This is a genomic window from Streptomyces sp. NBC_01276 (genome assembly GCF_041435355.1).
Lineage (GTDB): Bacteria > Actinomycetota > Actinomycetes > Streptomycetales > Streptomycetaceae > Streptomyces.
In genome coordinates this window covers 3,305,662-3,327,761 of sequence record NZ_CP108442.1, presented here as the reverse complement: position 1 = coordinate 3,327,761, position 22,100 = coordinate 3,305,662, and the positions used below count along the sequence as shown (strand labels likewise).

The window sequence follows — 22,100 nt, the reverse complement described above, 5'->3', positions numbered from 1 at the left end:
TCTGAAACGGTCATGACAGCTCTTCAGGATTCGTCAGTACCCTGTCCCCTCGAAGATCACATCGTATGAGGATGGGCAGGATGAACAGCGAAGAACCCCGTCAGGGCTGGCCGACACCTCCGGGGTACCCGCCGTCCGGTCCGGCGTACGGAGCTCCCGGCGGCCCGCCGCCGGCGGCCCCGCCCGTCACTCCGCCGAGCGCCTCCTCGCACCGGGGCGCCTGGATCGGCGCGGGAGCCACCCTGGTGGCTGCCGTGATCGGCGTCGTCGGCACCTACCTGGCGGCCGGCGGCAACAGCCCGGCCCCCGCCGCGAAGGCCCCGGCCGTGACCGCCGCCACGCCCGGGGCGCAGACCCCGGCCGGCGCGGCCGGCCCGTCGGACCCCGCCCCGCCGCAGTCCTCGCCGTCCCCGGCGGCGTCGGCCCCCCGGACCCCCTCCGGGAAGCCGCCCGGCACGGTCCAGTGGGAGGGCGCCCTCGCGATCGAGTACGCGAAGCCCAAGGACCTGGACGTGGCGCCGCCGGTGGAGTCCGAGGTCAACAGCGACAACGACTTCTCCGTCTTCTCGTTCGGAAACCAGCGGCTGCGCCCCGAGGGCGGGGCCAAGGCGCTGGTGTGGGAGGACTCGTCGAAGACACCCTCGTACGAGGACTGCGCCGGTGTCGTCGACACGCTGGGGACCACGAAGGACATGGACCTCAAGACCGGCAGGGTCTTCTGCGGCAAGACGAAGGAGGGCCGGGTCGTCCGGCTGACCGTCAAGCAGTTCGGCGGCGGGGGCGGCGACACCAACGGCACGTTCGACGTCGTCGTCTGGGGCCGGTGACCACGGCCGGGGCGGAGACCGGGGCCGGGGCGGAGACCGGGGTCCGCCGGGCGGCGGCGTACCCGGCCTACGGCCGGTGGAAGCGGACCTCCGGGAAGGCGGCTGCCGGACCGTCCAGCAGCGGTGCGCCGCGCCCGCGCAGGTGGGTGTCGACGAAGGCGGTCACGTAGGACCTGGTGATGGTGTCGGCGCGGTCGCCGTCCAGCGCCTGGAGGGGCCTGCCGAGCTGCTTGGCCAGCGGAGCCAGGTCGGTGAAGGACAGGTGCTCGGTGCCGTCGACGCTCAGCCAGCGCTTCCAGCCGGTGAACTGCTTCCAGGTGCTGTCCCAGGTCGGGTCGCCGCCGCCGGGTACGTGGCCGGGGTTGCCCAGCATCAGGAGCGGCCGGTTCACGGGCGTCTCGTGGTCCGGGTAGCGGAAGTTGCCGTCCATGTTGACCCCCGCCTTGACCCGGGGGTCCTTCAGCATGGCCGGGACGGTGCTGAAACCGCCGGCCGAGTGCCCGACGACGGCGATCCGGCCGGGGTCGAGGGCCACGCCGTGGTCCCGGGCCGCCCGCTTCCCGGTCAGCTCGTCGATCACGAAGGAGATGTCCTCGGCGCGGACGGCGCCGGCCTTCTCGAAGACCTTGTCCCGGTCCTTCTCCTCGCACGCCACGCAGGAGGTCGTGTGGCCGTCGGGGAAGGTGATGCCGTCGGCCTCGTAGTTGTGCCCGATCCCGGCGACGGCGTAGCCGCGGCTCGCGAGCTCCTCGGCCAGGCCCGTCAGGGTGGCGCGCGGCATGCCGAAGCCCGGGGACAGGATGACCAGGGGCAGCCCGCCGCGCACCCGCTCCGGCCGGGCGTCGGCCGACGCGTGGGTCACCACCGTGGTGAACAGGTCCTTCGGCACGCCCAGTCGACCGGCCTCGACGTACCGCTCGGACTCCCCGGACGTCATGTACGGCGCGGGCGTGCCCGAGGGGGCGACGGCCGGGTACCAGAGGGAGACCATCAGCTCCCGCTTCTCCGAGGGAACCCACGGGTCGGGCCGGCCCTCGTCCTTCAGGTGGACCGTGGTCCTGCCGACCGGCTGGTGCCCGGAGGGCGCGGGCAACGCCGGAGCGCCCGAAGCCGGTTGTGCCGCGAGGGTGCCGCCCCGGGTGCCGGCCCGGGTGTCGGCCCGGGTGTCGGCGTGGGCGGTGGTGGTGCCGAGGGTGCCGGCCAGGGCGGCGGCCACGGCCGCGCCCGCCAGGAACGAGCGTCGCTTCACGTTCTCTCCGTCCGTGTTCCGTGGAGTCCGGCCCGGTCCGGGCCGACACCTCGAACGCTAGGGCGGGCGGGCGCGTCTGCCATCAGCCTGTGGATCTACGTCCGTACCGGCCGTACATCCCCGGGGTGACATCCCCGGGGCGGTTGTGGTGATCGCACCCGCGTTAGCCTGCACGGGTGAGCGCGAACCAGCCGGTTGTCCGATTTCCCCGAGGTCCCCGGGCCCGGCTGTGGGCGGCGGCCGGGGCCGTCGCCGCCCTCGCCGTGGTCCTGCTCCTCGCCCTCCTGCCCGGCACGCCCGCCGGCCCTGACGGTCCGGGCGACGACGGCGACGGCGGCGGGGGCGGCCGCCGCGGGCTGACCGCCGCCGTGTCCGCGCCCTTCAGCGCCTTCACCGAGGGCTACGACTGCTACCGCATCCCCACCCTCACCACCACCAAGGACGGCACCCTGCTGGCCATCGCCGAGGCCCGCACCGCGAGTTGCAACGACATCGGCGACATCGACCTCGTCATGAAGCGCTCCACCGACGAAGGCCGCACCTGGGGCCCGATGGAGATCATCCGCGGCACCGGCGATCCCGGCGCCTACGGCAACCCCGCCCCCGTCGTCGACTCCTCCTCCGGGCGGATCTCCCTCCTCTACGCCTACAGCACCTGGGCCCCCGACGCCGCCGGCAACCGCGTCCGCGGCCCCCGCGAACTGCGCCTGGCCCACAGCACCGACGACGGCGCCCACTGGACCTCCGAACCCGCCCCCCAGCCCCAGCTCAAGGGCGCCGACTGGGCCTGGGTCTCGGTCGGCCCCGGCCACGGCATCCAGCTCACCCCGACCCGCCCCGACCGCCCCGGCCGGCTCGTCGTCGGCGCCGACTACCGCACCGAGTCCAACGAATCCGGAGCCCAGCTCCTCTACAGCGACGACGGCGGCGTCACCTGGCAGGCCGGCGCCCGCTGGGGCGCCCCCGAAGGCACCCCCGCCCCCAACGAGCCCGCCCTCACCCAGCTCCCCGACGGCCGGATCTACGTCAACGCCCGCTCCACCGCCACCTGCGGCACCGACGACCACCGCATCGCCGCCCTCGTCGACGACGCCGCCGCCCCCGCCTTCCCCGCCCCCGGCTTCGCACCCGTCACCGGGCTGATCGCACCGCCCGCCTCCGGATCCCTCCTCCAGCTGCCCGGCGGCCCCCTCCTGCTGTCGGCGCCCAGCCGTCCCGGAGCCGAGTTCTCCGACCGCTGGACCCTGGCCGTACGCACCTCCGAGGACGGCGGACGCACCTGGTCCAAGAGCGGCGCCGTCGTCCTGCGCGAACGCGCCGGCTACTCCGACATGGCCGTCCTGCCCGGCGGCCGGATCGGCATGCTCTACGAGACCGCCAACGGCACCCCGCACGGCTACATCAAGTTCACCGCCTTCGGCCCCCAGGAACTGCGCGCCGCCGCCGAGGACCTCACCCCCCGGCACACCCCCGACACCAGCGCGGGCCACCACGACGCCGTCGTCCACGGCGCGCCCCGCCTCGGCAACCGGCCGGACGGCGGGAAGACCATGCGCTTCGACGGCAAGGACGACTTCCTGCGCCTCACCGACTGCCCGGAGGCACTGCGCGTGGGGGACGGGGACTTCGCCGTCGCCACCTGGGTCAAGTACAAGACCCGCGGCCAGGACCGGGAGAGCGGCCTGCGCCAGCCGCTGCTGTGGGCCTACGGCCAGGGCCCGACCGCCAGACAGCTGCGCATCGAGGCCGACCCGGAGACCGGCCGCCTCGAAGCCACCGCCAACGACGGGACGGGACCCGTCTCCGTGGCCGCCGCGATCCGGACCGACGACGACGCCTGGCACCACGTGGTCTTCCAGCGCAAGGGCGACCGCCTCGAACTGTCCGTGGACGGCGGACGGGCCGCCACCGCGCCGCTGGGCCCCGGCCGGCCCGACTTCCGGCCCACCGGAGCCTTCACGATCCACATCGGCACGCAGCCCGACTACAAGGCCTTCTACGCGGGCGCCCTGGACGACGTACGGATCTACGGGCGGGCCCTGTCCGGCAACGACACGGCCCGGCTGCGCGACGGCAGCGACGTCACCGACCAGGAGCGGGTCCGGCTCGCCTTCGACACGATCCGGTGATCAGCCGGCCGGGCCGGACTTCCGGGCCAGCAGCAGCCGCCAGCGCGGGCTGCCGTCCTCCCGGTACCCGAAGTGCTCCAGCGGGACCGTCTCCACACCGAAGCCCGCCGCCGCCAGGTCCGCGCGGACGGGGCCCAGCGGGAAGGTGCGGTAGTACATGACGAAGGGCGGCCGCCAGACGGCGTTGCGCACCCGCATCGCCGCGTCGAACCCGGCCACCGCCCACCACAGGGGCGAGGAGAGCGGGATCGGGGCGCCCACGGGGAAGGCGAAGACCCCTCCGGGCCGCAGCGCCCGGTGCACGCCCGCGAACAGGGCGGGCCGCTCGGCCGGCAGGAAGTGCCCGAAGGCCCCGAAGCTCACCGCCAGGTCGTACGAGTCCGTGAGCGCCTCCGGCAGCGCCAGCGCATCGCCCCGCAGGAGGTCCACCCCCTCGGGGTGCCGACGCGCGGCCTCGGCGAGCATGCCCGCGCTGAGGTCGACCCCGGTGACCCGCTCCCGGCACAGGCGGCGCAGCATCGGCAGGCCCGCGCCGGTGCCGCAGCACAGGTCGAGGCCGTCGGAGAAGGAACCCTCCCGCTGGGCGAGGGCCTCCTCGACGGCGTCGAGCATCCGGTCCGGGGTGCGGAACGGGGTGTGGTCGAACTTCGGGGCGAGCAGGTCGTAGCCGTGCTCGACGGAGGAGAGGGCCTGGACGGCCAGTTCGCGCAGGCTCGGGCCCTGGGAGGTGAACACGCTGCCAGCGTAGTCACCGGCGGGCCGCGGGGGCCGGTTTCCGGGAGGGTCCGGCCGTCCCGGAAGTGGTCTTCTGTCGCCGTGCGGCAGGAATCATCCCTTCCGGCCCGGACCCCGGCCGGCCCGGTACCGCGCCCGGACGCGGGCGTGCGACGGCCGCGGTGGTCCCCCTCCTGGCCACCGCGGCCGCCGTTCCCCCGTGTTGCTCCCCCGTACGTCTTCCCCCGCGGGTCCCCCGTACGTCCCCCGTACGTTCCCCCGGGGGAGGATCCCCCGTACTTCCCCCGTACTTCCCCCGTACGTCCCGCGAGCGGCCCCCGTACGTTCCCCCTGTACGCCCGCCCGCGGGTCCCCCGTACGTTTCCCCCGTACGTCGTGCCGTGCGGCCCGAAGGCCGGTGGTGCTACGGGAGGGAGCCGGACGCGTGGTTGTCCAGCGTCACGATCTCCTCGCCCGAGGCGTGGTTGTCGAGCGGCTTCTCACCCGGCTGCTTCGGGGCCGGAGGGTCGAGCGGATCCAGAGGATTGATCTCGACGCCCGAAGCGTGGTTGTCGAGCGGTCTGATGTCGCCGTCGAGCGGCAGGCTGTTCTCGTTCGTCGTCATCGGATCTCCTGATGGATGAGTCGGGCCCGTTCGGCGATTCCCCCGCGGACCGCCGAACGGGTAGTCCTCCAGCCGGCCCGGGCGTCCCCCGATGCACCGGGTCGATGCATCCATCGTGGCGGGTGGCGATAAACGAACGATGAACGCGGCCGTCCATCCGGACCGGGACCCGCATCCGCCCTCGTCAGGCGGCCAGCTCCGCCGCCAGCAGGGCCTGAACCTCGGCCAGTTCGGACGAGCCCAGCTGCGTGAACACCGTCTCCGCGTCCCGCCAGCAGGCCTGCGCCCGGTCCGGCTGGCCGAGCCGCCGCAGCGCCTTGCCCAGCACGGTCAGTACCGTCGCCCGGCGCCACTCCCCGCCGATCCCGCGCAGCGCGATCGCCTGTTCGGCGTGCTTGGCGGCCAGGGTGGGCCGCCGGGCCGCCAGGTGCGCCTCGGCCAGCCGGAAGTGCGTCACGCCCTCCCACAGGGGCTGGCGGTTGTCGTGGAACAGCGACAGCGCCTCCCCGAGCTGCGTCAGCGCCTCCCGCAGCCGTCCGGCCTGGGTCAGCGCGATGCCCAGCGCGTAGCGGCCGTTGGCCAGGCGCAGGGTCAGGCCCATCCGGTCGTAGATGGCGATGCCCTGCTGCGCCAGGTCGATGGCGCTGGGCAGGCGGCCCAGCTCGACGTGGATCCGGGACAGGTTGCACAGGGCGCTGGCCTCGCCGATGACGTTCGCGTCGGCCCGGAACTTCTCGATGGCCTCCAGCAGGTAGCGCTCGCCGTCCCGGTGCCGGCCCTGGTAGAGGGCGATGATCCCGCGGTCGTTGGGCGCCCAGCAGCTGGGCAGCGGGTCGCCCGCCTCGCGGGCCAGGTCCATGGCCTGGCGGGCCTCCTCGTCGCCCTCGGTGAAGCGGCCCGCGACGAGGTGGACCATGGTGAGCGTGGTCCGGGCGCGGCCCTCGGCCCGAGGGTCCTTCGCCGCCCGCGCGGCCTCGCGCAGGGTCAGCGCGGCGGACTCGTACTGCTTGGAGTTGGCGCCGGACTCGGCGAGGTCCTTGGCCGCCCACAGCAGGTCCACGGCCCTGCGCAGCGCGGCTGGCCGCCCGGCCGCCTGCCGTACGCAGGCCAGCAGCGGGTCGGCCTCGGCGAACAGCCAGTCCAGGGCGGCGCGGGGTTCGGTCAGGATCAGGCCGGGGTGGCGGGTGGGGGAGAGGTGGGCCGGGAGCCGGTCGCCGGGACGCTCGACCGCGTACACCCGGGAGGCGGTGGCCAGGTAGAAGTCGAGGAGCCGGTCGAGGGCGGCGTCCTGCCCCAGGGAGGGCTGCTCGTCGCGTTCGGCGCAGGCACGCGCGTAGAGGCGGACGAGGTCGTGGAAGCGGTAGCGGCCGGGCGCGGCCGATTCGAGCAGGGAGCAGTCGACTAAAGCTTCGAGGAGGTCCTCGGTGTCGTGCTCGGGCAGGTCCAGGACGGCGGCCGCGGCGGAGAGGGAGATGTCGGGGCCGTCGGCGAGGCCGAGGAGGCGGAAGGCGCGTTGCTGGGCGGGCTCCAGCTGGCCGTAGCCCAGCTCGAAGGTGGCCTTGACGGCGAGGTCGCCGGCCTGGAGCTCGTCGAGGCGGCGGCGTTCGTCGGCGAGTTTGGCGGCGAGGACGGAGACGGTCCAGGTGCGGCGGGCGGCGAGCCGGGAGGCGGCGATGCGGATGGCGAGCGGCAGGAACCCGCAGGCGCCGACGACGTTGAGGGCGGCCTGGCGTTCGGCGCCGACCCGCTCGGCGCCGACGATGCGGGTGAACAGCTGCAGGGCCTCCTCGGGGCTCATCACGTCGAGGTCGACGAGATGGGCCCCGGCGAGGCCCGACATCCGGACCCGGCTGGTGACGAGGGCGGCGCAGCCCGCGGTGCCGGGCAGCAGCGGACGGACCTGGGCGGCGTCGCGGGCGTTGTCGAGCAGCACCAGGACGCGGCGGCCGTCGAGGACCGTGCGGTAGAGGGCGGCCCGGTCGGCGGCCGAGTCGGGGATGGAGCTGTCGGGGGTGCCGAGGGCGCGCAGGAAGGAGCCGAGGACGGCCTCGGGCTGCGCGGGGCGGGGGTCGGTGCCCTGGAGGTCGGCGTAGAGCTGGCCGTCGGGGAAGTGGGGCCGGGCGGCGTGCGCGACGTGCACGGCGAGGGTGGTCTTGCCGACACCGCCTATGCCCGCGAGCGCCGAGACGGCCATGACCTGTCCCCCGGCGCCCGCGAGGATCTCCCCGAGCTCGCTGACGAAGGGGGCGCGGCCGGTGAAGTCCGGGACTGTGGCGGGCAATTGCGCGGGCCTTACGGGTGCGGGGGCGGCGGCGGTGGCGGGGTCCTCGGCGCGGGCGAGCTCGGCGTCGGCGTTCAGGATGCGCTGCTGGAGGGCGGAGAGTTCGGGCCGCGGGTCGACGCCCAGCTCCTCGGCGAGGAGACGGCGGGTGTCGGCGTAGACGGCGAGGGCCTCGGCCTGGCGGCCGCTGCGGTACAGGGCCAGCATCAGCAGTTCGCGCAGCCGCTCCCGCAGGGGGTGGGCGGCGGTGAGGGCGGTGAGCTCGGAGACGGCCTCGGCGTGGTGGCCGACCTCCAGGTCCAGGTCGAGGCGGGTCTCCAGCAGCTGGAGGCGCCACTCGGCGAGGCGGGTCCGCTCGGTGTCGGCGTGCGGGCCGGGGACCCCGGCGAGGGGTTCGCCGTCCCAGAGGTCCAGGGCGCGGGCGAGGAGGGTGCGGGCCAGCGCGCGGTCGCCGGCGGAGCGGGCCGTTTCGGCGTCGGCGGCGAGGCTGCGGGCGATGCCGAGGTCGAGGGCCTCCTGGTGGCGCAGCCGGATCGCGTAGCCGCCGGCGTCGCTGACGAGCAGCCCGGGGTGGAGCACCTTGCGCAGCCGGGAGGCGTACGTGCGGATGGTGGCCAGGGCCTGCGGGGGCGGGTCCTCGCCCCAGATGGCGTCGATCAGCTCGGGGGCGGTCGCGGTGCGGCCGTCGCGCAGCAGCAGTACGGCGAGCAGGGCGCGCTGCTGGGGGCTGCCGGAGGGCAGCGCCTCGGGGCCGCGCCAGGCGCGGACGGGGCCGAGGACGGCGAACCGGTTGTCGGCGGGGGAGGGCTCCGGGGGCCGTGGGGCGTGCGGGGGCTCCGCGGCGTGCGGGGCCGGGGCGTGCGGGGCCGGGGGGTTCTCGGGAGGGGCGGGGGGCTCGGGGGCTGCGGGCACGTCGGCGGAGTTCCGGGACCGGGCTGCCTCGGGGTGGTTCCGCTGGTGCGGGATGGCCGGTATGCCGTCCATCTGTCGTCCCCCCTGCCTTCCGTCGGTTTAAGGGTCAGTCTGCCCTGTCTTGCACGCACACGTCAGCCCGCAGCGGAGGCGGTCACTCCTCGTCACAACGGCGAGTGTGGGACAGATAGCTGACGGTTCGTCAGATCAACGCTACCGTGGAGGGCATGGAGACCTTCCCGAAGATCATCTCGGTGGACGACCACACGGTGGAGCCCCCTCACGTCTGGCGGGACCGGCTCCCGTCGAAGTACCGCGACACCGGGCCCCGGATCGTCCGGGCCCCCCTCAAGGAGATGACCTTCCTCGGCGGGAAGTTCGCCCCCGTCATGGGGGCCAAGGGGGACGACGGCCCGATCGGCGACTGGTGGGTGTACGAGGACCTGCACCGGCCGCTCACCCGCCTCGACACCGCGGTCGGGTACGACCGCGACGAGATCAAACTGGAAGTCATCACCTACGAGCAGATGCGCCCGGGCTCCTTCTCGGTTCCCGACCGCCTCGCCGACATGGACGTCAACCACGTCCAGTCCGCCCTGTGCTTCCCCACCTTCCCGCGCTTCTGCGGCCAGACCTTCACCGAGGCCAAGGACCGCGAGCTCGGACTGCTCGGGGTGCGGGCCTACAACGACTGGATGGTGGAGGAGTGGTGCGGCCCCGAGGCCCGGGGCCGGCTCATCCCGCTCACCCTCGTCCCCCTCTGGGACGCCCGCCTGGCCGCCGCCGAGGTCCGCCGCAACGCGGCGCGCGGGGTCCGGGCGGTCGCGTTCTCCGAGATACCGCCGCACCTGGGGCTGCCGTCGATCCACACCGACGACTGGGACCCCTTCCTCCAGGCCTGCGACGAGACCGGCACGGTCATCGCCATGCACATCGGCTCCTCGTCGCGGATGCCCTCCACCTCGGCGGACGCCCCGCCGGCCGTCGGGTCCACCATCACCTTCGCCAACTGCTGCTTCTCGATGGTCGACTGGCTGATGAGCGGCAAGTTCGAACGCTTCCCGAACCTGAAGATCATGTACGCGGAGGGGCAGATCGGCTGGATCCCGTACATCCTGGAACGCGCGAACGTGGTCTGGGAGGAGAACCGGGGCTGGGGCGGCGTGGCCGACAAGGTCCACCGCCCGCCGTCGGAGCTCTTCGCCGAGCACGTCTTCGGCTGCTTCTTCGACGACGCGTTCGGCCTGCGGAACCTGGACGCGATCGGGGTCGGCAACGTCCTCTACGAGACCGACTACCCCCACTCGGACTCCACCTGGCCGAAGTCCCGGGAGGTGGGCGAGTCCCAGATGGGCCACCTGGCGCCGGACGTGGTCGACCGGATCGTGCGCGGCAACGCGATCGACCTGCTCGGTCTCACGGGGGAGGGGCTCTGGGCGGGGGCTTAGGGGGAGTGTGGGACCTCCTCGATCCGTAGAAACGATATCTCTCGGCGGCGGTCTTGATATCGTTTAAGTGTGACCAGGGCAGGTCGCCCCGCGCTGAGGAGGTTTCCCATGGCCAGAACCGTGATCGACGTGGACGATGCCCTGCTGGCGGAGGCCGCCGAGCTCTTCGGGACGAAAACGAAGGTTGCCACCGTCAATGCCGCACTCCAGGACGTCGTCAACCGGCGTAAGCGGGAAGAGTTCCTGACGTGGCTGGCCGAGGGCGGGCTGCCGGACCTGACGGGCCCGGTGGAGCAGTCTTCGGCCGAGGCCGAACGAGTGCACGAAAGGGCAGCGTGAACGGGCGCTTCCTGATCGACAAGTCCGCCCTCGCGCGCTATCCCAAGCCGGCCGTGCACGCTGTCGTCAATCCGCTGCACGCTGCGGGGGTGCTGGCCGTGTGCGGAGCGGTGGAGCTGGAGGTGCTCTACAGCGCCCGTTCGAAGTCGGACGCGGACCGGGTGCGGGCGGGTCTCGGGGCCTTCGCCTGGCTCTCGACGCCGGACGAGGCGTGGGATCGTGCCTTGGAAGTGCAGGAGCAGCTCATCGTGGCGGGGAAATGGAAGGCGGTGTCCCTTCCGGATCTGATCATCGCGGCGACCGCCGAGCGGCACGGCGCCACCGTGCTGCACTACGACGGCGACTACGACATGATCGCCGAGGTCACGGGCCAGCCGACGCGATGGGTCGTGCCGCCGGGTACGGCCGACTGACCTGCCCCCGGGACGCTCAGACGGTGGCGTTCCGCCCCGCCGTCACCGCCGGGCGGACGTGCTGGAGCAGCAGCTCCAGGAACCTCTCCGGGCGGCGCAGCGCCGCGAAGTGGCTCGCGTCCCCGATCAGCTCGAACGCCTTCACCGGTGCCTCGACCGCGTCGAAGAACTCCCGGGCGCGGGCCGCCGGCGTGATCACGTCCCGCTCGCCCTGGAAGATGAAGAACGGCACCTCGAAGCGGGTCCCGTCGGCGAAGTCGTCGAAGTCCCCCGTCCCCTCGGTGACGGACTCCGAGAAGCCCTGCCCCTTGAAGTAGGCCTTCGCCCGCCCGAGCGAGTACAGCGGCGACAGCCACAGCGAGCCCACGATCACCTTCTTCACGGTGTCCAGCGTCAGCGGGTCGCTGCCCGCGCACAGCTTGTCGTACGAGGACCGCTGCGACGAGGTCCACCGGCGGGGGTCGGACCCCATCGCCTCGACGGTGGCCACGTCCTTGGCCTTCCCCGCGGCCCGCAGTCGCTCCAGGGTGGCGTCGTAGGCGGAGGTGTCCCGGCCCGCCTCCTGGATGTTCTGGTCGGTGCCGACGTAAGCGGAGTACAGCTCGGGGTGGTTGCGGGCCAGCCGCAGCCCGAAGACCGTGCCGAAGGAACTCGGCATCAGCACCACCCGCTCCACGCCCAGCCGCGCCAGGACGTGCCGGGTGACCTCGACGGCGTCCTCGTGGAGCCGCTCGAAGGTGACCTCCCCCTGACCGTCCGCGCCACCGTGCGCGAAGGTCAGACCGGCGCCGCGCATGTCCCAGCGGACCAGGGTGAAGTGCTTCTCCCAGGACCGGGTGCGGGCTCCGTAGGGGGAGTTGGCCGCGCCCGGCCCGCCGTGGATCTCCAGCAGGACGGGGTTGGCGCGGTCCTCGCCGCGCACCGAGATCCACTGCTCGATCCCGCCGATCCGGACGAAGCCCTGCTCGTCGATGCCGTCCGGCGTCCCGATCCGCATCATCCGGGCGTTGCCGACCCGGCGCACGGCCCGATGGGCGAAGAGACCCACGACGGGCGCGGCGAACGCGGCGGCGGTGATGGCGCTGATGGCGGTGGTGGTGGCGATGCCGCTCATTACTGTTTCCCCCGGATACTGTTTTTGTGTTGAGGGGGAGCATACGTGAAAGCGGGGGGATGTAAAGGGGGTTGGGGGGGCGGGTAGCGCAGCGATGTGCGAGCCATCTCCGCCCGGTCCCGGATGCGGGACCGAATGGCCATGGGTCTTTGGCCCGGGGTGCGCCAGACCACCCGACACGACGACCACAGTGACCAACGGGCCCCACGCGCGTCAGATCGCTACGCGCTTCACTCGGCAAAGCGTCTGCGGTCCGCCCGGGGCTGGACATGAGCCGCCCACGGTCCGGGGGCCGAGTATGGGCTGTGTGGGGAAAGGGGGGAGTGGTCACGCCCTTCCACTCTCAAGATATAGCGGGCAGGGGGGATTGCGGCAAGGCCCCGGGGGTGCCGCAGAATCGTCAACCTGAGCCACAGTCAAGGGAAATGGGCGTCACGGATGCGTGTGTTGTTGTCTGCGTACGATTCGCGCGGGGGAGTCGAGCCGCTCGTGGGACTCGCGGTGCGGTTGCTGGAACTCGGTGCGGAGGTGCGGGTGTGCGCGCCGCCGGACGAGGAGTTCGCGAAGCGACTGGCGGCGATCGGTGTGGAGATGATTCCGACCGGACAGTCGGTGCGCGACTTGGTGACCGGGAAGACGCCGCCCTCGGCGGGGGGCGTACCGAGGCGGGCGGCCGAGCTGGTCGCCGCGTTCTACGAGCAGGCGAGCGTCGCTGCCGAGGGGTGCGACGTACTGCTGGCGACTGGCCTCGTGCCGGCCGTGGCCGGCGTGAAGGCCGTCTCCGAGAAGCTGGGGATCCCCTACGTCTACGCCAGCTACCAGCCGGTGAGCCTGCCGTCCCCGCACCATCCGCCGATGGCGCGCCCGGGACGTCCGCTCGCGCCGGACGTGACGGACAACGGCGAGCTGTGGGAACAGGACGCCCGCGACGCGCAGGAGGTGTTCGGGGAGGCGATCAACACCCATCGGGTGTCGATCGGCCTGGCGCCGCTGGACAACGTCCGCGACCACGTCTTCACCGACCGGCCGTGGCTGGCCACGGACCCGACCCTGGCCCCGTGGCGGCAGCCGGCGGATCTCGATGTCGTGCAGACCGGTGCCTGGGTCCTTCCGGACGAACGCCCCTTGCCCGCTGACCTGGTGGAGTTCCTGGACGCCGGTACGCCGCCGGTCTACGTGGGCTTCGGAAGCATCCCCATGCGCGATCCGCAGGACGTCGCCCGCGTTGCCATCGAGGCCATCCGCGCGCAGGGCCGCCGCGCGGTCCTCTCCCGTGGCTGGGCCGACCTGGGCCTGATCGATGACCAGGACGACTGCTTCGTCGTCGGCGAGGCCAACCATCAGGCCCTGTTCCGCCGCACGGCCGCCGTCGTGCACCACGGCGGCGCGGGCACGACGGCCACCGCCACCTGGTCCGGCGCACCCCAGGTGATCGTGCCCCAGGGGGCCGACCAGCCCTATTTCGCCGGCCGCGTGGCCGACCTGGGCATCGGCGCGGCGCACGACGGCCCGACCCCGACGGTCGAGTCCCTGTCCGCCGCACTCAAGACCGCCCTCACCCCCGAGACCAGCGCCCGAGCGACCGAAGTGGCCGCCGCCTTCCAAGCCGACGGAGCAGGGGTAGCCGCCAAACTCCTCTACGACACCGCCCACCAAACCCCCGCCGGACCCTGAAGACGACGAACTCGTCCTCACACTCCGACAGGCCCCGCCACAGTCCCTTTGAAGCCCATCCAGCACCCCAAGAGGAACGAACGATCCGCACTCGCGTGAGAGACCGAGGCCCCCGGGCCGTGGGCGGCTTATGTCCAGCCCCGGACGGTCGCCGGACGCCATGCCGTGCGAAGCGCGTAGCGATCTGACGCGTGCGGGGCCTGCCGGACGCTCTGGTCGTCGTGTCGGGAGGTCTGGCTTGCCCACGCTTTGGACCGACACGCATAGGGGGCCGGATCAGCGGCTTGGCCGGAGACGGCTCGCGCATCTCTGGGATGCCCGCCCCTCGAAGATCTCCCCGTGGACCGTTCTTTTGGGGGTTTCCCGGCAGTCTTTGGCATTCCGTGGCGGGACGGGCTGTCAAGGGTGGCCGAAGGCCATCGCGAAGCGACGCGACCGAAGGGAGCGCCCTTGACAGCCCGGCCCGACGCGGAAGGACGATGAGACTGACGGGAAACCCCCAAACCCTCCCTGACACGGACCAGCCAAAGTCCCGCCGCCCCCCGGCCCCCGCCTGCCCCCGACCCGCCCACCGCCCTCTCCCCTTGCACCCCGCCCCGCCCCCGGGGCATGCTTCGCGAGGGCGAAGCGGGAGGGATCATGGCGGTGGACAAGCGGACCGTGGTGACGGCGGTGCTGTGTGCGGTGGCTGCCTTGGGCGCCTCGGCCGCGGTGGCCGAGCTGGTGCCGCCGCCCGACGGGGCCGACGCTCCGGTGCACGCCAAGTCGGCCACGCCGTCAGGCTCTCCCACCGGACCCTCGCGGTCGAAGGCCTCCAAGCCTCAGCTCGCCTCGCCGCCGCCGGCCGCCGCGACCCCCAAGCCCGGCGGGCCCGCCGCCTTCACCGGAGCCCTGTTCACCGGCGGCCTGGACGGCGATCACTTCTGCACCGCCACCGTCGTCCGCAGCCCCGGCAAGAACCTGCTGATCACCGCCGGTCACTGCCTCATGGAGGGCGAGCAGGCGCGCGACGGCGGTGCGGTCTTCGCGCCCGCGTACGCGAACGGTGTCGCCCCGTACGGGACCTGGAAGATAGAGCAGGTCTACGAGGACGAGCGCTGGGCCGACGGCACGGACGACGACTACGACCTCGCCTTCGCCCGCGTGGCCCCCGACGCCAAGGGCCGCAACATCGAGGACGTCATAGGCGGCGCCCCCCTGGACACCTCCGGCCGCGCGGGCGAGGAGGTCACGGTGACGGGCTACCCCGCGGACCGCAAGGTCCCCCGTACCTGCACGGCCGTCTCCGTCCGCCTCAGCCCGACGGAACAGCGCTTCGACTGCTCCGACTTCCCGGGCGGCACCAGCGGCAGTGCCTGGATCGGCCGCGACGGGAAGATCATCGGCATCCTGACGGGCGGGGACACGGACGACGTGTCCACGAGCACCGTCCTCGGCGACTACGCGGCGCAGCTCTACGCAAAGGCCACCGCCAAGCGCTGACCCACCCCCACGCTGACCCTTCCTCCCCCAACCGGGGGAGGGTGGGTCGCTCCCGGGCGCGATGGCGGGGGAGCGGCGGCCCGACAGGATCGGAGGCGACCGCACCACCGCTTCCGGAGGGGAAACCACCGTGATCGAGTCGACCCTGCGCCGTACCGTTCCGCTCGTCCTCGTCCTGGCCGTGGCGGCGGCCGCGCCGATGGCCACCGCCACGACCGCCGCTGCCGCCCCCGCCCCGACGGCCTCAGCCCCCGCCCCCTCATCCGCCCCCTCATCCGCCCCCGGCCTCGCCGGCATCCGCGGCTGGGCCCGTATGGCGTACGGGGATCCGCGGGACGACGTCCGGATCCTCGTCGACGCGCACGGCTTTTTCGACGGCCGCGATCCTGCCGTGGCGGCGCGCTCCTGGGGGACGTTCCGCATCCAGCACTTCATGGGCGGCCCCTCCGACGGCTCCGACGGGCCGCGGCCGGGCTTCAACTGGGGTGACTTCCGGGTCGACTGCGTACGCGTCGACGGCGTCGACGTGGCCGTGACGGGCAGGCTCGTCGACGCCGGACCGGACTGGGAGGAGTTCCTGCACGGTACGCCGCCCGCCCGGATGGGGGTGAGTTTCCACGTCGCCGCGCCGGGGACCGGGGAGACCCGGATCGGGATCACGGCGCCGCCCCCGGCCGGTGCGCCCGAGTTGGAGCCCTGCGCGGCCGGGCCCGCCGACGCCGGTACGACCGCGGGCGGCTACACCCTCACGGACACCCGCCGCCGGTCCGGGTGATCCGGGCGGAGTGCGGGGGCGGCCGGCTGCGCGGACCCTCCCCGCCCGGGGCTACGTCACGAGCCCCAGGTGGACCGGTTCGGCCGGGGCGTCGGCGAGGAGCTCGGGCAGGCGCGGGGGCCAGAGGGGTTCGCCGAGGGTGGCGAGGCGCTGCGGGGAGAGCCACTGCCAGTGGATGTCGGGGGCTTCGAGGCGCGGTTCGCGGCGCGGGCCCGTGGTGACGTAGATGTGCTCGTGCTGGCGGACCGGGACGCCCTGGTGGGTGAAGTCGTGCTCCCAGGTGCACAGCAGCCGCTGCGGCTCCAGGTCGGTCCACCCGGTCTCCTCGCGCAACTCGCGCCGCACGCACTCCTCGGGGCTCTCGCCGGGATCGATCCCGCCGCCCGGCGGCAGCCAGTGGATGCCGACTTCGACGTTGTTCTCCCGGAACAGGAACACCGATCCGCTGGGAGAGAGGACGACAATGCGCGCTGCCTGACGAGGAGTTCTCATCAGTTCAGGGTACGTCCGGGCCCCTGCGGGCGGGAGGGGGCGGCGGGCTCGGCGGGGTCGGCGGGACCGGCGGGACGGGCCGCCCGGTCCCGCCCGGCCCCCCTCGCCCCGTCCGCCCCGTCCGCCCCGCCCCGCCCTCCCTCCAGGGGGTCAGATGGTGACGCAGATGCCGTCCTCGATGGTGCGGCCGTCGCGCTCCAGGCCGCCGCAGACGAGCTTCGCGCCGGCCTGTTCGTATCCGACGCCCCAGCGGTGGGAGGCGGCGGTGACCCGCCCGGAGCGGAACTCCCCCCAGTAGGCGCGCAGGACACCCGGGTTGCCGTCGCGGGTCTGGACGGTGATGTCCTGCACGAACCGGTTGTGGTGTGCCGTCATGACGCAGATGTACTGACCGCACTGGCTGTCCACCGCGGCGTTGGCGGGCGATGCCCCCACGAGGGCGAGGGCGAGGGCGGCGAGCACGGTCGCGGACTTCCGCATGACAGATCCTCCTGTTCGGGACGGCGCGCACCCCCGTGCGGCCGGCCTGCCCAGTAGATCGCCCCGCGGCCCCGGGGAGGTCGTTCCGGCCACCATTTCCCCTGATCAGGTGGCCTTTGCCATCTGATCATGCGACCGGCACGCCGACCGAAACGTTCCTCCCGGGGTGGACCTCCCCGTCCCGGCGGAGCCGGGGGCGGGCCGGCGGCGGGCCGGGGGCAGCCGCGCGGCGCCCGGTCGGTGTCCGGCAGGCGCCCGGTCGACGCCCGGCAGGCGTCCGGGGTCGACGGGAACGGAGATCGCCTCCTGTACGGTCGGGTCAATGAGCAAGCACGCCCGAGCCCGCTCCCGTTCCCGGGGCCGCACCCGTACGCGCTCCCGTTCGGCCGCCCGCCGGCCGCGGGCGCTGACCGCCGTCGCCACCTTCGGCCTGCTGGCCTTCGGTGCCGGCTGGGTGCAGGCCCTCCACCAGCAGCCGGGGGCTCCCGTCCCGCCGGCCCGCTCGGACTCCCGCCCGCAGACCCCCGACCGGGCCGCGCGCGACGCGCACCGCCCCGACGCCCGCCACGGGCTGCCGGCCTCGCTCGGCGACGCGGCCCGCGCCCGGATCCCCGCCGAGTCCCGGCAACTGGTGCTGGTCACCGGCAGGGCGAAGGACTCCTCGGAGTCGGACGTCACCCTCTACATGCGGGCCACGGCGGGCGCCGACTGGACGGCGGCCGGGCACTGGCCCGCCCGCAACGGCGCCAAGGGCTGGTCCGGCGAGCGCGAGTACGGGGACCTGACCTCCCCGCAGGGGGTGTTCTCCCTCACCGACGCGGGCGGGCGGCTGCCCGCACCGCCCGGCACGAAGCTCCCGTACGACCGGGACGCGGCGTTCGTGGCCACCGGCCGCGGGGTCAACGGGGAGTCCCTGGAGGGCTCCTTCGACTATGTCGTGGCGATCGACTACAACCGCCGCCAGGGCGTGTCCCCGCTCGACCCCGTCAAGCCGGACGGCGAGCGCAAGGGCGGCAACATCTGGCTCCACGTGGACCACGACGGCCCCTCCCAGGGCTGCGTCGGCCTCCCGAAGGAGGCGATGCGCAAGCTCCTGGAGACCCTGGACCCGGCGGCGCACCCGGTCATCGCGATGGGGCCTCCCGGCTTCTGAGCAGCAGGCCGATGTAGACGAGGTCGTACACGCAGCACAGCACGCCGAGCCCCAGGACGAAGCCGGACCCCTCCAGCACCCCGAACAGCACGGTCGGGGCGAGCGTGCCGAGCCACTTGGCGACGGCGATGAGCAGGGACTGCCCGCGCGGACCGCGCCGGGCGACGAAGAACGCGATGAACAGCCCGGACATCAGAAGGTTCTGGAGGAACGCCGAGTAGCGGGTCGCGTCGTGCGTCCCGAACTGGGCGAGGAAGAGCCACTGCACGGCGAAGCCGGTGGCGAACAGGAGCGCGCTCCAGGCGGCGAACAGCGGCCGCGTCACGAAGCCGGGCAGCTCGGCGCGCCCGAAGCGCAGGTACGTGTACACGATCACGAGGTCGGCGAGTGCCCACACCACGTTGACCACGCCCTGCGCGGACACACCGGTGCGGAACTCGTTCACGGCGTAGGTGGTTTCCCAGGCGAAGTTCAGTGCGAGCGCGGCGACGGGCATCGCGTAGGTCCGGTCCCGCAGCCCGACACGGATCGCCTCCACGTAGACGACGGTCCAGGCGAGCCCGCTGACGAGCGTGAGCATCAGTTCCACGCGCCGCACCCTAGGCGCTGCGGGCCGGGTGCGGAACGGGGCGCGGGGCGCGGGCGGGCCGGACCGGGCGGATCGCCCCCGCCTCTTGCCTGACGGTCCGTCAGCTACGACGATGGCCCGGCACCGGCGCAACGCACGGGTGCACCGCACCGGCACCACACCGCACCGGCACAACGAACCGGCAGACGAAGGCGAGGCGGGCCCGCCATGGCACGCGTGTTTCCGGAAGGCCGGCTGGCGTACGGGATGCAGCTCCCCGTCCAGTCGCAGAGCACCATCTACGCCGAACCCTGGGAGGCCTCGGCCGGCGCCGCCGATCTCGCCGAGGTGGCCCGCGCCGCCGACCGGGCGGGCTTCGGGTACCTCGCCACCTGCGATCACGTGGCGATCCCGCGCCGCCTCGCCGGCCCCATGAGCACCATCTGGTACGACCCCGTCGCCACTCTGGCCTTCCTGGCCGGGATCACCGAGCGCGTCCGGCTGCTGAGCCACGTCGCGATCGTCGGGCTGCGCCACCCGCTCGTCACCGCCAAGCAGTACGCGACCCTCGACCACCTCAGCGGCGGCCGCCTGATCCTCGGGGTCGGCGCCGGGCACGTCCAGGAGGAGTTCGAGGCCGTCGGCGCGGACTTCCCCCGCCGGGGCGCCCTGCTGGACGAGACCCTCGACGCCCTGCGCGCGGCCCTGGGTCCCGAGGAGTACCCGGAGTTCGAGGGGGAGCGGTTCTCCTTCCGGGACCTCGGCCAGCGGCCGCGGCCCGCCCAGGAGCGGATCCCCGTCTGGATCGGCGGGTCCTCGCCCGCCGCCGTCCGCCGGGCCGCCGAGCGCGGCGACGGCTGGCTCCCGCAGGGCGATCCCCGCGAGAAGCTCCCGGCGCAGATCGCCCGGATCAAGGAGCTGCGCGCGGCGGCCGGGGGCACCGGCCCCGTCGAGTTCGGCGCGATCACCGAGGCCCTCTACGTCGGCGAGCCCGGGTGGGACACCGGCCGCCGCGCCCTGACCGGCAAGGCGGAAGCGCTCGCCGAGTCGCTGCGGGAGTACCGGGCGCTGGGCGTGGACCAGATCCAGGTCCGCTTCCGCAGCCGCGACCGCGCCGAGCTGACCGACCAGATCACCGCTTTCGGGGCCGAGGTGGCCCCCCTCCTCAACGACTGAAGGGTGTAGTGGCCATGGGAAAGCTGGACGGGCGCGTCGTCCTGATCACCGGTGCGGCGCGCGGCCAGGGCGAGCAGGAGGCCCGCCTCTTCGCCGCCGAGGGCGCACGGGTGGTGCTGGGGGACGTGCTGGACGAGCAGGGCGCCGCCGTCGCCGAGGACATCGGTGAGGACCGCGCGCGCTACGTGCGGATGGACGTGAGCCGGGAAGAGGACTGGGCGGCCGCGGTGGCCGTCGCGAAGGAGGCCTTCGGCCCGGTCAGCGGCCTGGTGAACAACGCGGGGATCCTGCGCTTCAACGAGCTGACCGCGACCCCGCTGGAGGAGTTCCGGCAGGTGATCGAGGTCAACCAGGTCGGCGCCTTCCTCGGGATCAAGACGCTCGCCCCCGAGATCGAGGCGGCGGGCGGCGGGACCATCGTCAACACCTCCTCCTACACGGGGCTGACGGGCATGGCGTACGTGGGTGCGTACGCGGCGACCAAGGCGGCGATCCTGGGCCTGACCCGGGTCGCCGCGCTGGAGCTGGCCGGGAAGAACATCCGGGTCAACGCCATGTGCCCGGGGGCGGTGGACACCCCGATGGCCAACCCCGGGCTCCTGGACCCCGCCGGGATGACGGACGAGGCCCGGGAGGCGATGGCGGAGCTGTACAAGCGGGTGGTCCCGCTGGGGCGGGTCGGCCGGCCGGAGGAGATAGCGCGCCTGGCCCTCTTCCTGACCGGCGACGACTCCTCGTACATCACCGGCCAGCCGTTCGTCGTCGACGGGGGCTGGATGGCCGGAGTGAGCATCCTCTGAGTTTCTGATGGACCGTCAGGTAGAGGTATTGACGGTCCCGGCCCGCGGTGGAACAGTCGGACCCATCAAATCTGACGACATGTCAGAAACCTAAGGACGGTGAACCCCCTTGGAATTCGGGCTCTTCGTGCAGGGATACGTGCCCCAGGCGCGGTCCAAGGTCGACCCCGAGGCGGAGCACAAGGCGCTGCTTGAGGAGACCGAGTACGTCATCCAGGCCGACCAGTCCGGCTTCAAGTACGCCTGGGCCTCCGAGCACCACTTCCTGGAGGAGTACTCGCACCTCTCGGCGAACGAGGTCTTCCTCGGCTACCTCGCCGCCGCGACCGACCGGATCCACCTCGGCTCGGGCATCTTCAACCCCCTCGCCCCGGTCAACCACCCGGTGAAGGTGGCCGAGAAGGTCACCATGCTCGACCACCTCTCCAAGGGCCGCTTCGAGTTCGGCACCGGACGCGGTGCGGGCAGCCACGAGATCCTCGGCTTCATGCCCGGCATCACGGACATGAACCACACCAAGGAGATCTGGGAGGAGACCATCGCGGAGTTCCCCAAGATGTTCCTCCAGGAGGAGTACGAGGGGTTCCAGGGCAAGCACTGGTCGCTGCCCCCGCGCAAGGTCTTCCCCAAGCCGTACGGCAAGGCCCACCCGGCCATGTGGTACGCGGCCGGCTCCCCCTCCTCGTACGCGATGGCGGCGCGGAAGGGCCTCGGTGTCCTCGGCTTCAGCGTCCAGAAGGTCTCGGACATGGAGTGGGTCCTCGACCAGTACAAGACGGCGATCCGGGAGGCGAAGGCCATCGGCGCCTTCGTCAACGACAACGTCATGGTCACGTCGACGGCGATCTGTGCGGAGACCCACGAGAAGGCGGTGGAGATCGCGGTCAACGCGAACATGAACCGCTTCCAGTCGCTGGTCTTCCGCTACCACGACACGTTCCCGCGCCCCGAGGCGATCCCGCAGTGGCCGGAGACCCTCCCCGAGTACAACGCGGAGATCATCGAGCTCCTCATCGCGGAGGAACTCCTCATCTGCGGGGACCCCTCGGAAGTCCGCGCCCAGTGCAAGCGCTGGGAGCAGGCGGGCGCGGACCAGCTGTCCTTCGGCCTGCCGACGGGGGTGTCGAAGGAGGACACGCTGACCACGATCAAGCTGATCGGCGAACACGTCATCCCCCACATCGACACGGACCCGGTCCACCGCACGACCCGCTTCCGCCAGTCGGCCTGACCCTCCGGGGGCCACCCGCCCCACCCGGACCCGGCACCGGAGCCCGGACCCGTGGGCTTCGTGTCGGCCGGGGTCGGGGCCGCAGGCCCCGTGCCCCCGGCCGCCGCCGCGGGGTCCGGGGCGGAGCCCCGGGGAACGGTGGAAGGGCGGGTAGGGGGCAGCCCCGCAGGGCCCGCCCGTCCCGGGCCCCGACCGACCCCCGCCGGAGCGGCGTCTTC

Annotated in this window: 20 protein-coding genes; 12 read left to right on the top strand and 8 right to left on the bottom strand. The window is 73.2% G+C overall.

Features of this window, described 5'->3' with window-relative positions:
* Window positions 1-80: 80 nt before the first annotated feature.
* On the top strand, window positions 81-827 hold the full coding sequence (locus OG295_RS14500; RefSeq protein ID WP_371677256.1) for a hypothetical protein: 747 nt from the start codon (window positions 81-83) through the stop codon (window positions 825-827).
* 67 nt (window positions 828-894) lie between these two features.
* On the opposite strand, the gene OG295_RS14495 is transcribed toward OG295_RS14500, so the two are convergent.
* Window positions 895-2,076, bottom strand: a complete 1,182-nt coding sequence (locus tag OG295_RS14495) for an alpha/beta hydrolase family protein (RefSeq protein WP_371677255.1) — start codon at window positions 2,074-2,076, stop codon at window positions 895-897.
* A gap of 176 nt (window positions 2,077-2,252) precedes the next feature.
* On the opposite strand from OG295_RS14495, the gene OG295_RS14490 reads away from it, so the two are divergent.
* Window positions 2,253-4,205, top strand: a complete 1,953-nt coding sequence (locus tag OG295_RS14490) for an exo-alpha-sialidase (RefSeq protein WP_371677254.1) — start codon at window positions 2,253-2,255, stop codon at window positions 4,203-4,205.
* Here the strand turns inward: OG295_RS14490 and OG295_RS14485 are convergent, their stop codons facing one another.
* The 3 genes from OG295_RS14485 to OG295_RS14475 form a co-directional block, all read right to left on the bottom strand.
* Window positions 4,206-4,940, bottom strand: a complete 735-nt coding sequence (locus tag OG295_RS14485; RefSeq protein WP_371677253.1) for a class I SAM-dependent methyltransferase — start codon at window positions 4,938-4,940, stop codon at window positions 4,206-4,208. It lies immediately after the preceding gene.
* Window positions 4,941-5,343: 403 nt separating this feature from the next.
* Window positions 5,344-5,544 (bottom strand): hypothetical protein, encoded by a 201-nt coding sequence (locus OG295_RS14480; RefSeq protein ID WP_371677252.1) that lies wholly within the window; start codon window positions 5,542-5,544, stop codon window positions 5,344-5,346.
* A gap of 184 nt (window positions 5,545-5,728) precedes the next feature.
* Entirely contained in the window at window positions 5,729-8,809 is a 3,081-nt protein-coding gene (locus tag OG295_RS14475) for a BTAD domain-containing putative transcriptional regulator (protein ID WP_371677251.1), read from the bottom strand.
* Between the two features lie 155 nt (window positions 8,810-8,964).
* Here OG295_RS14475 and OG295_RS14470 point away from each other — a divergent pair, with 155 nt between their 5' ends.
* The 3 genes from OG295_RS14470 (at window position 8,965) to OG295_RS14460 (ending at window position 10,937) form a co-directional block, all read left to right on the top strand.
* Entirely contained in the window at window positions 8,965-10,185 is a 1,221-nt protein-coding gene (locus tag OG295_RS14470; RefSeq protein WP_371677250.1) for an amidohydrolase family protein, read from the top strand.
* Window positions 10,186-10,293: 108 nt separating this feature from the next.
* Window positions 10,294-10,524 (top strand): type II toxin-antitoxin system VapB family antitoxin, encoded by a 231-nt coding sequence (locus OG295_RS14465; protein WP_371677249.1) that lies wholly within the window; start codon window positions 10,294-10,296, stop codon window positions 10,522-10,524.
* Complete coding sequence (locus OG295_RS14460; protein WP_371677248.1) at window positions 10,521-10,937, top strand: PIN domain nuclease; 417 nt, start codon at window positions 10,521-10,523, stop codon at window positions 10,935-10,937. Before OG295_RS14465 ends, OG295_RS14460 begins: the two co-directional genes overlap by 4 nt.
* Window positions 10,938-10,953: 16 nt before the next feature.
* On the opposite strand, the gene OG295_RS14455 is transcribed toward OG295_RS14460, so the two are convergent.
* A complete protein-coding gene (locus tag OG295_RS14455) occupies window positions 10,954-12,051 on the bottom strand; it encodes an alpha/beta fold hydrolase (RefSeq protein ID WP_371677247.1) in 1,098 nt (365 codons plus the stop codon).
* A 438-nt stretch (window positions 12,052-12,489) separates the two neighbouring features.
* Between OG295_RS14455 and OG295_RS14450 the strand changes: the two genes are divergently transcribed.
* From OG295_RS14450 to OG295_RS14440, 3 genes are all read left to right on the top strand, one after another.
* Window positions 12,490-13,725, top strand: a complete 1,236-nt coding sequence (locus tag OG295_RS14450; RefSeq protein ID WP_371677246.1) for a glycosyltransferase — start codon at window positions 12,490-12,492, stop codon at window positions 13,723-13,725.
* Between the two features lie 639 nt (window positions 13,726-14,364).
* Entirely contained in the window at window positions 14,365-15,207 is an 843-nt protein-coding gene (locus OG295_RS14445) for a serine protease (protein WP_371677245.1), read from the top strand.
* Between the two features lie 130 nt (window positions 15,208-15,337).
* On the top strand, window positions 15,338-15,982 hold the full coding sequence (locus OG295_RS14440; protein WP_371677244.1) for a hypothetical protein: 645 nt from the start codon (window positions 15,338-15,340) through the stop codon (window positions 15,980-15,982).
* A 51-nt stretch (window positions 15,983-16,033) separates the two neighbouring features.
* Here OG295_RS14440 and OG295_RS14435 read toward each other — a convergent pair whose 3' ends face one another.
* On the bottom strand, window positions 16,034-16,474 hold the full coding sequence (locus OG295_RS14435; protein ID WP_371677243.1) for an NUDIX hydrolase: 441 nt from the start codon (window positions 16,472-16,474) through the stop codon (window positions 16,034-16,036).
* 150 nt (window positions 16,475-16,624) lie between these two features.
* On the bottom strand, window positions 16,625-16,954 hold the full coding sequence (locus tag OG295_RS14430) for a hypothetical protein (RefSeq protein ID WP_371677242.1): 330 nt from the start codon (window positions 16,952-16,954) through the stop codon (window positions 16,625-16,627).
* Between the two features lie 322 nt (window positions 16,955-17,276).
* Between OG295_RS14430 and OG295_RS14425 the strand changes: the two genes are divergently transcribed.
* Window positions 17,277-18,107, top strand: a complete 831-nt coding sequence (locus tag OG295_RS14425; RefSeq protein WP_371677241.1) for a L,D-transpeptidase family protein — start codon at window positions 17,277-17,279, stop codon at window positions 18,105-18,107.
* Here OG295_RS14425 and OG295_RS14420 read toward each other — a convergent pair.
* Window positions 18,079-18,687 (bottom strand): hypothetical protein, encoded by a 609-nt coding sequence (locus OG295_RS14420; protein ID WP_371681192.1) that lies wholly within the window; start codon window positions 18,685-18,687, stop codon window positions 18,079-18,081. The two genes, OG295_RS14425 and OG295_RS14420, sit on opposite strands and share 29 nt — an antisense overlap.
* A gap of 216 nt (window positions 18,688-18,903) precedes the next feature.
* On the opposite strand from OG295_RS14420, the gene OG295_RS14415 reads away from it, so the two are divergent.
* The 3 genes from OG295_RS14415 to OG295_RS14405 all read left to right on the top strand — a co-directional run bounded on the left by OG295_RS14415 (window position 18,904) and on the right by OG295_RS14405 (window position 21,882).
* The gene (locus OG295_RS14415; RefSeq protein ID WP_371677240.1) at window positions 18,904-19,851 is read left to right on the top strand and encodes an LLM class F420-dependent oxidoreductase; all 948 of its coding nucleotides are present in this window, start codon (window positions 18,904-18,906) and stop codon (window positions 19,849-19,851) included.
* A 14-nt stretch (window positions 19,852-19,865) separates the two neighbouring features.
* Complete coding sequence (locus OG295_RS14410; protein ID WP_371677239.1) at window positions 19,866-20,651, top strand: SDR family NAD(P)-dependent oxidoreductase; 786 nt, start codon at window positions 19,866-19,868, stop codon at window positions 20,649-20,651.
* A gap of 109 nt (window positions 20,652-20,760) precedes the next feature.
* Window positions 20,761-21,882 (top strand): LLM class flavin-dependent oxidoreductase, encoded by a 1,122-nt coding sequence (locus OG295_RS14405; RefSeq protein WP_371677238.1) that lies wholly within the window; start codon window positions 20,761-20,763, stop codon window positions 21,880-21,882.
* The last annotated feature ends 218 nt before the right edge of the window (window positions 21,883-22,100 follow it).

Excerpts from the sequence above, each read along its gene's own strand:
- OG295_RS14500 (WP_371677256.1), top strand. The coding sequence starts at position 81 with ATGAACAGCGAAGAACCCCGTCAGGGCTGGCCGACACCTCCGGGGTAC.
- OG295_RS14480 (WP_371677252.1), bottom strand. The coding sequence starts at position 5,544 with ATGACGACGAACGAGAACAGCCTGCCGCTCGACGGCGACATCAGACCG.
- OG295_RS14475 (WP_371677251.1), bottom strand. The coding sequence starts at position 8,809 with ATGGACGGCATACCGGCCATCCCGCACCAGCGGAACCACCCCGAGGCA.
- OG295_RS14470 (WP_371677250.1), top strand. The coding sequence starts at position 8,965 with ATGGAGACCTTCCCGAAGATCATCTCGGTGGACGACCACACGGTGGAG.
- OG295_RS14465 (WP_371677249.1), top strand. The coding sequence starts at position 10,294 with ATGGCCAGAACCGTGATCGACGTGGACGATGCCCTGCTGGCGGAGGCC.
- OG295_RS14455 (WP_371677247.1), bottom strand. The coding sequence starts at position 12,051 with ATGAGCGGCATCGCCACCACCACCGCCATCAGCGCCATCACCGCCGCC.
- OG295_RS14450 (WP_371677246.1), top strand. The coding sequence starts at position 12,490 with ATGCGTGTGTTGTTGTCTGCGTACGATTCGCGCGGGGGAGTCGAGCCG.
- OG295_RS14445 (WP_371677245.1), top strand. The coding sequence starts at position 14,365 with ATGGCGGTGGACAAGCGGACCGTGGTGACGGCGGTGCTGTGTGCGGTG.
- OG295_RS14435 (WP_371677243.1), bottom strand. The coding sequence starts at position 16,474 with ATGAGAACTCCTCGTCAGGCAGCGCGCATTGTCGTCCTCTCTCCCAGC.
- OG295_RS14430 (WP_371677242.1), bottom strand. The coding sequence starts at position 16,954 with ATGCGGAAGTCCGCGACCGTGCTCGCCGCCCTCGCCCTCGCCCTCGTG.
- OG295_RS14425 (WP_371677241.1), top strand. The coding sequence starts at position 17,277 with ATGAGCAAGCACGCCCGAGCCCGCTCCCGTTCCCGGGGCCGCACCCGT.
- OG295_RS14420 (WP_371681192.1), bottom strand. The coding sequence starts at position 18,687 with ATGCTCACGCTCGTCAGCGGGCTCGCCTGGACCGTCGTCTACGTGGAG.
- OG295_RS14415 (WP_371677240.1), top strand. The coding sequence starts at position 18,904 with ATGGCACGCGTGTTTCCGGAAGGCCGGCTGGCGTACGGGATGCAGCTC.
- OG295_RS14410 (WP_371677239.1), top strand. The coding sequence starts at position 19,866 with ATGGGAAAGCTGGACGGGCGCGTCGTCCTGATCACCGGTGCGGCGCGC.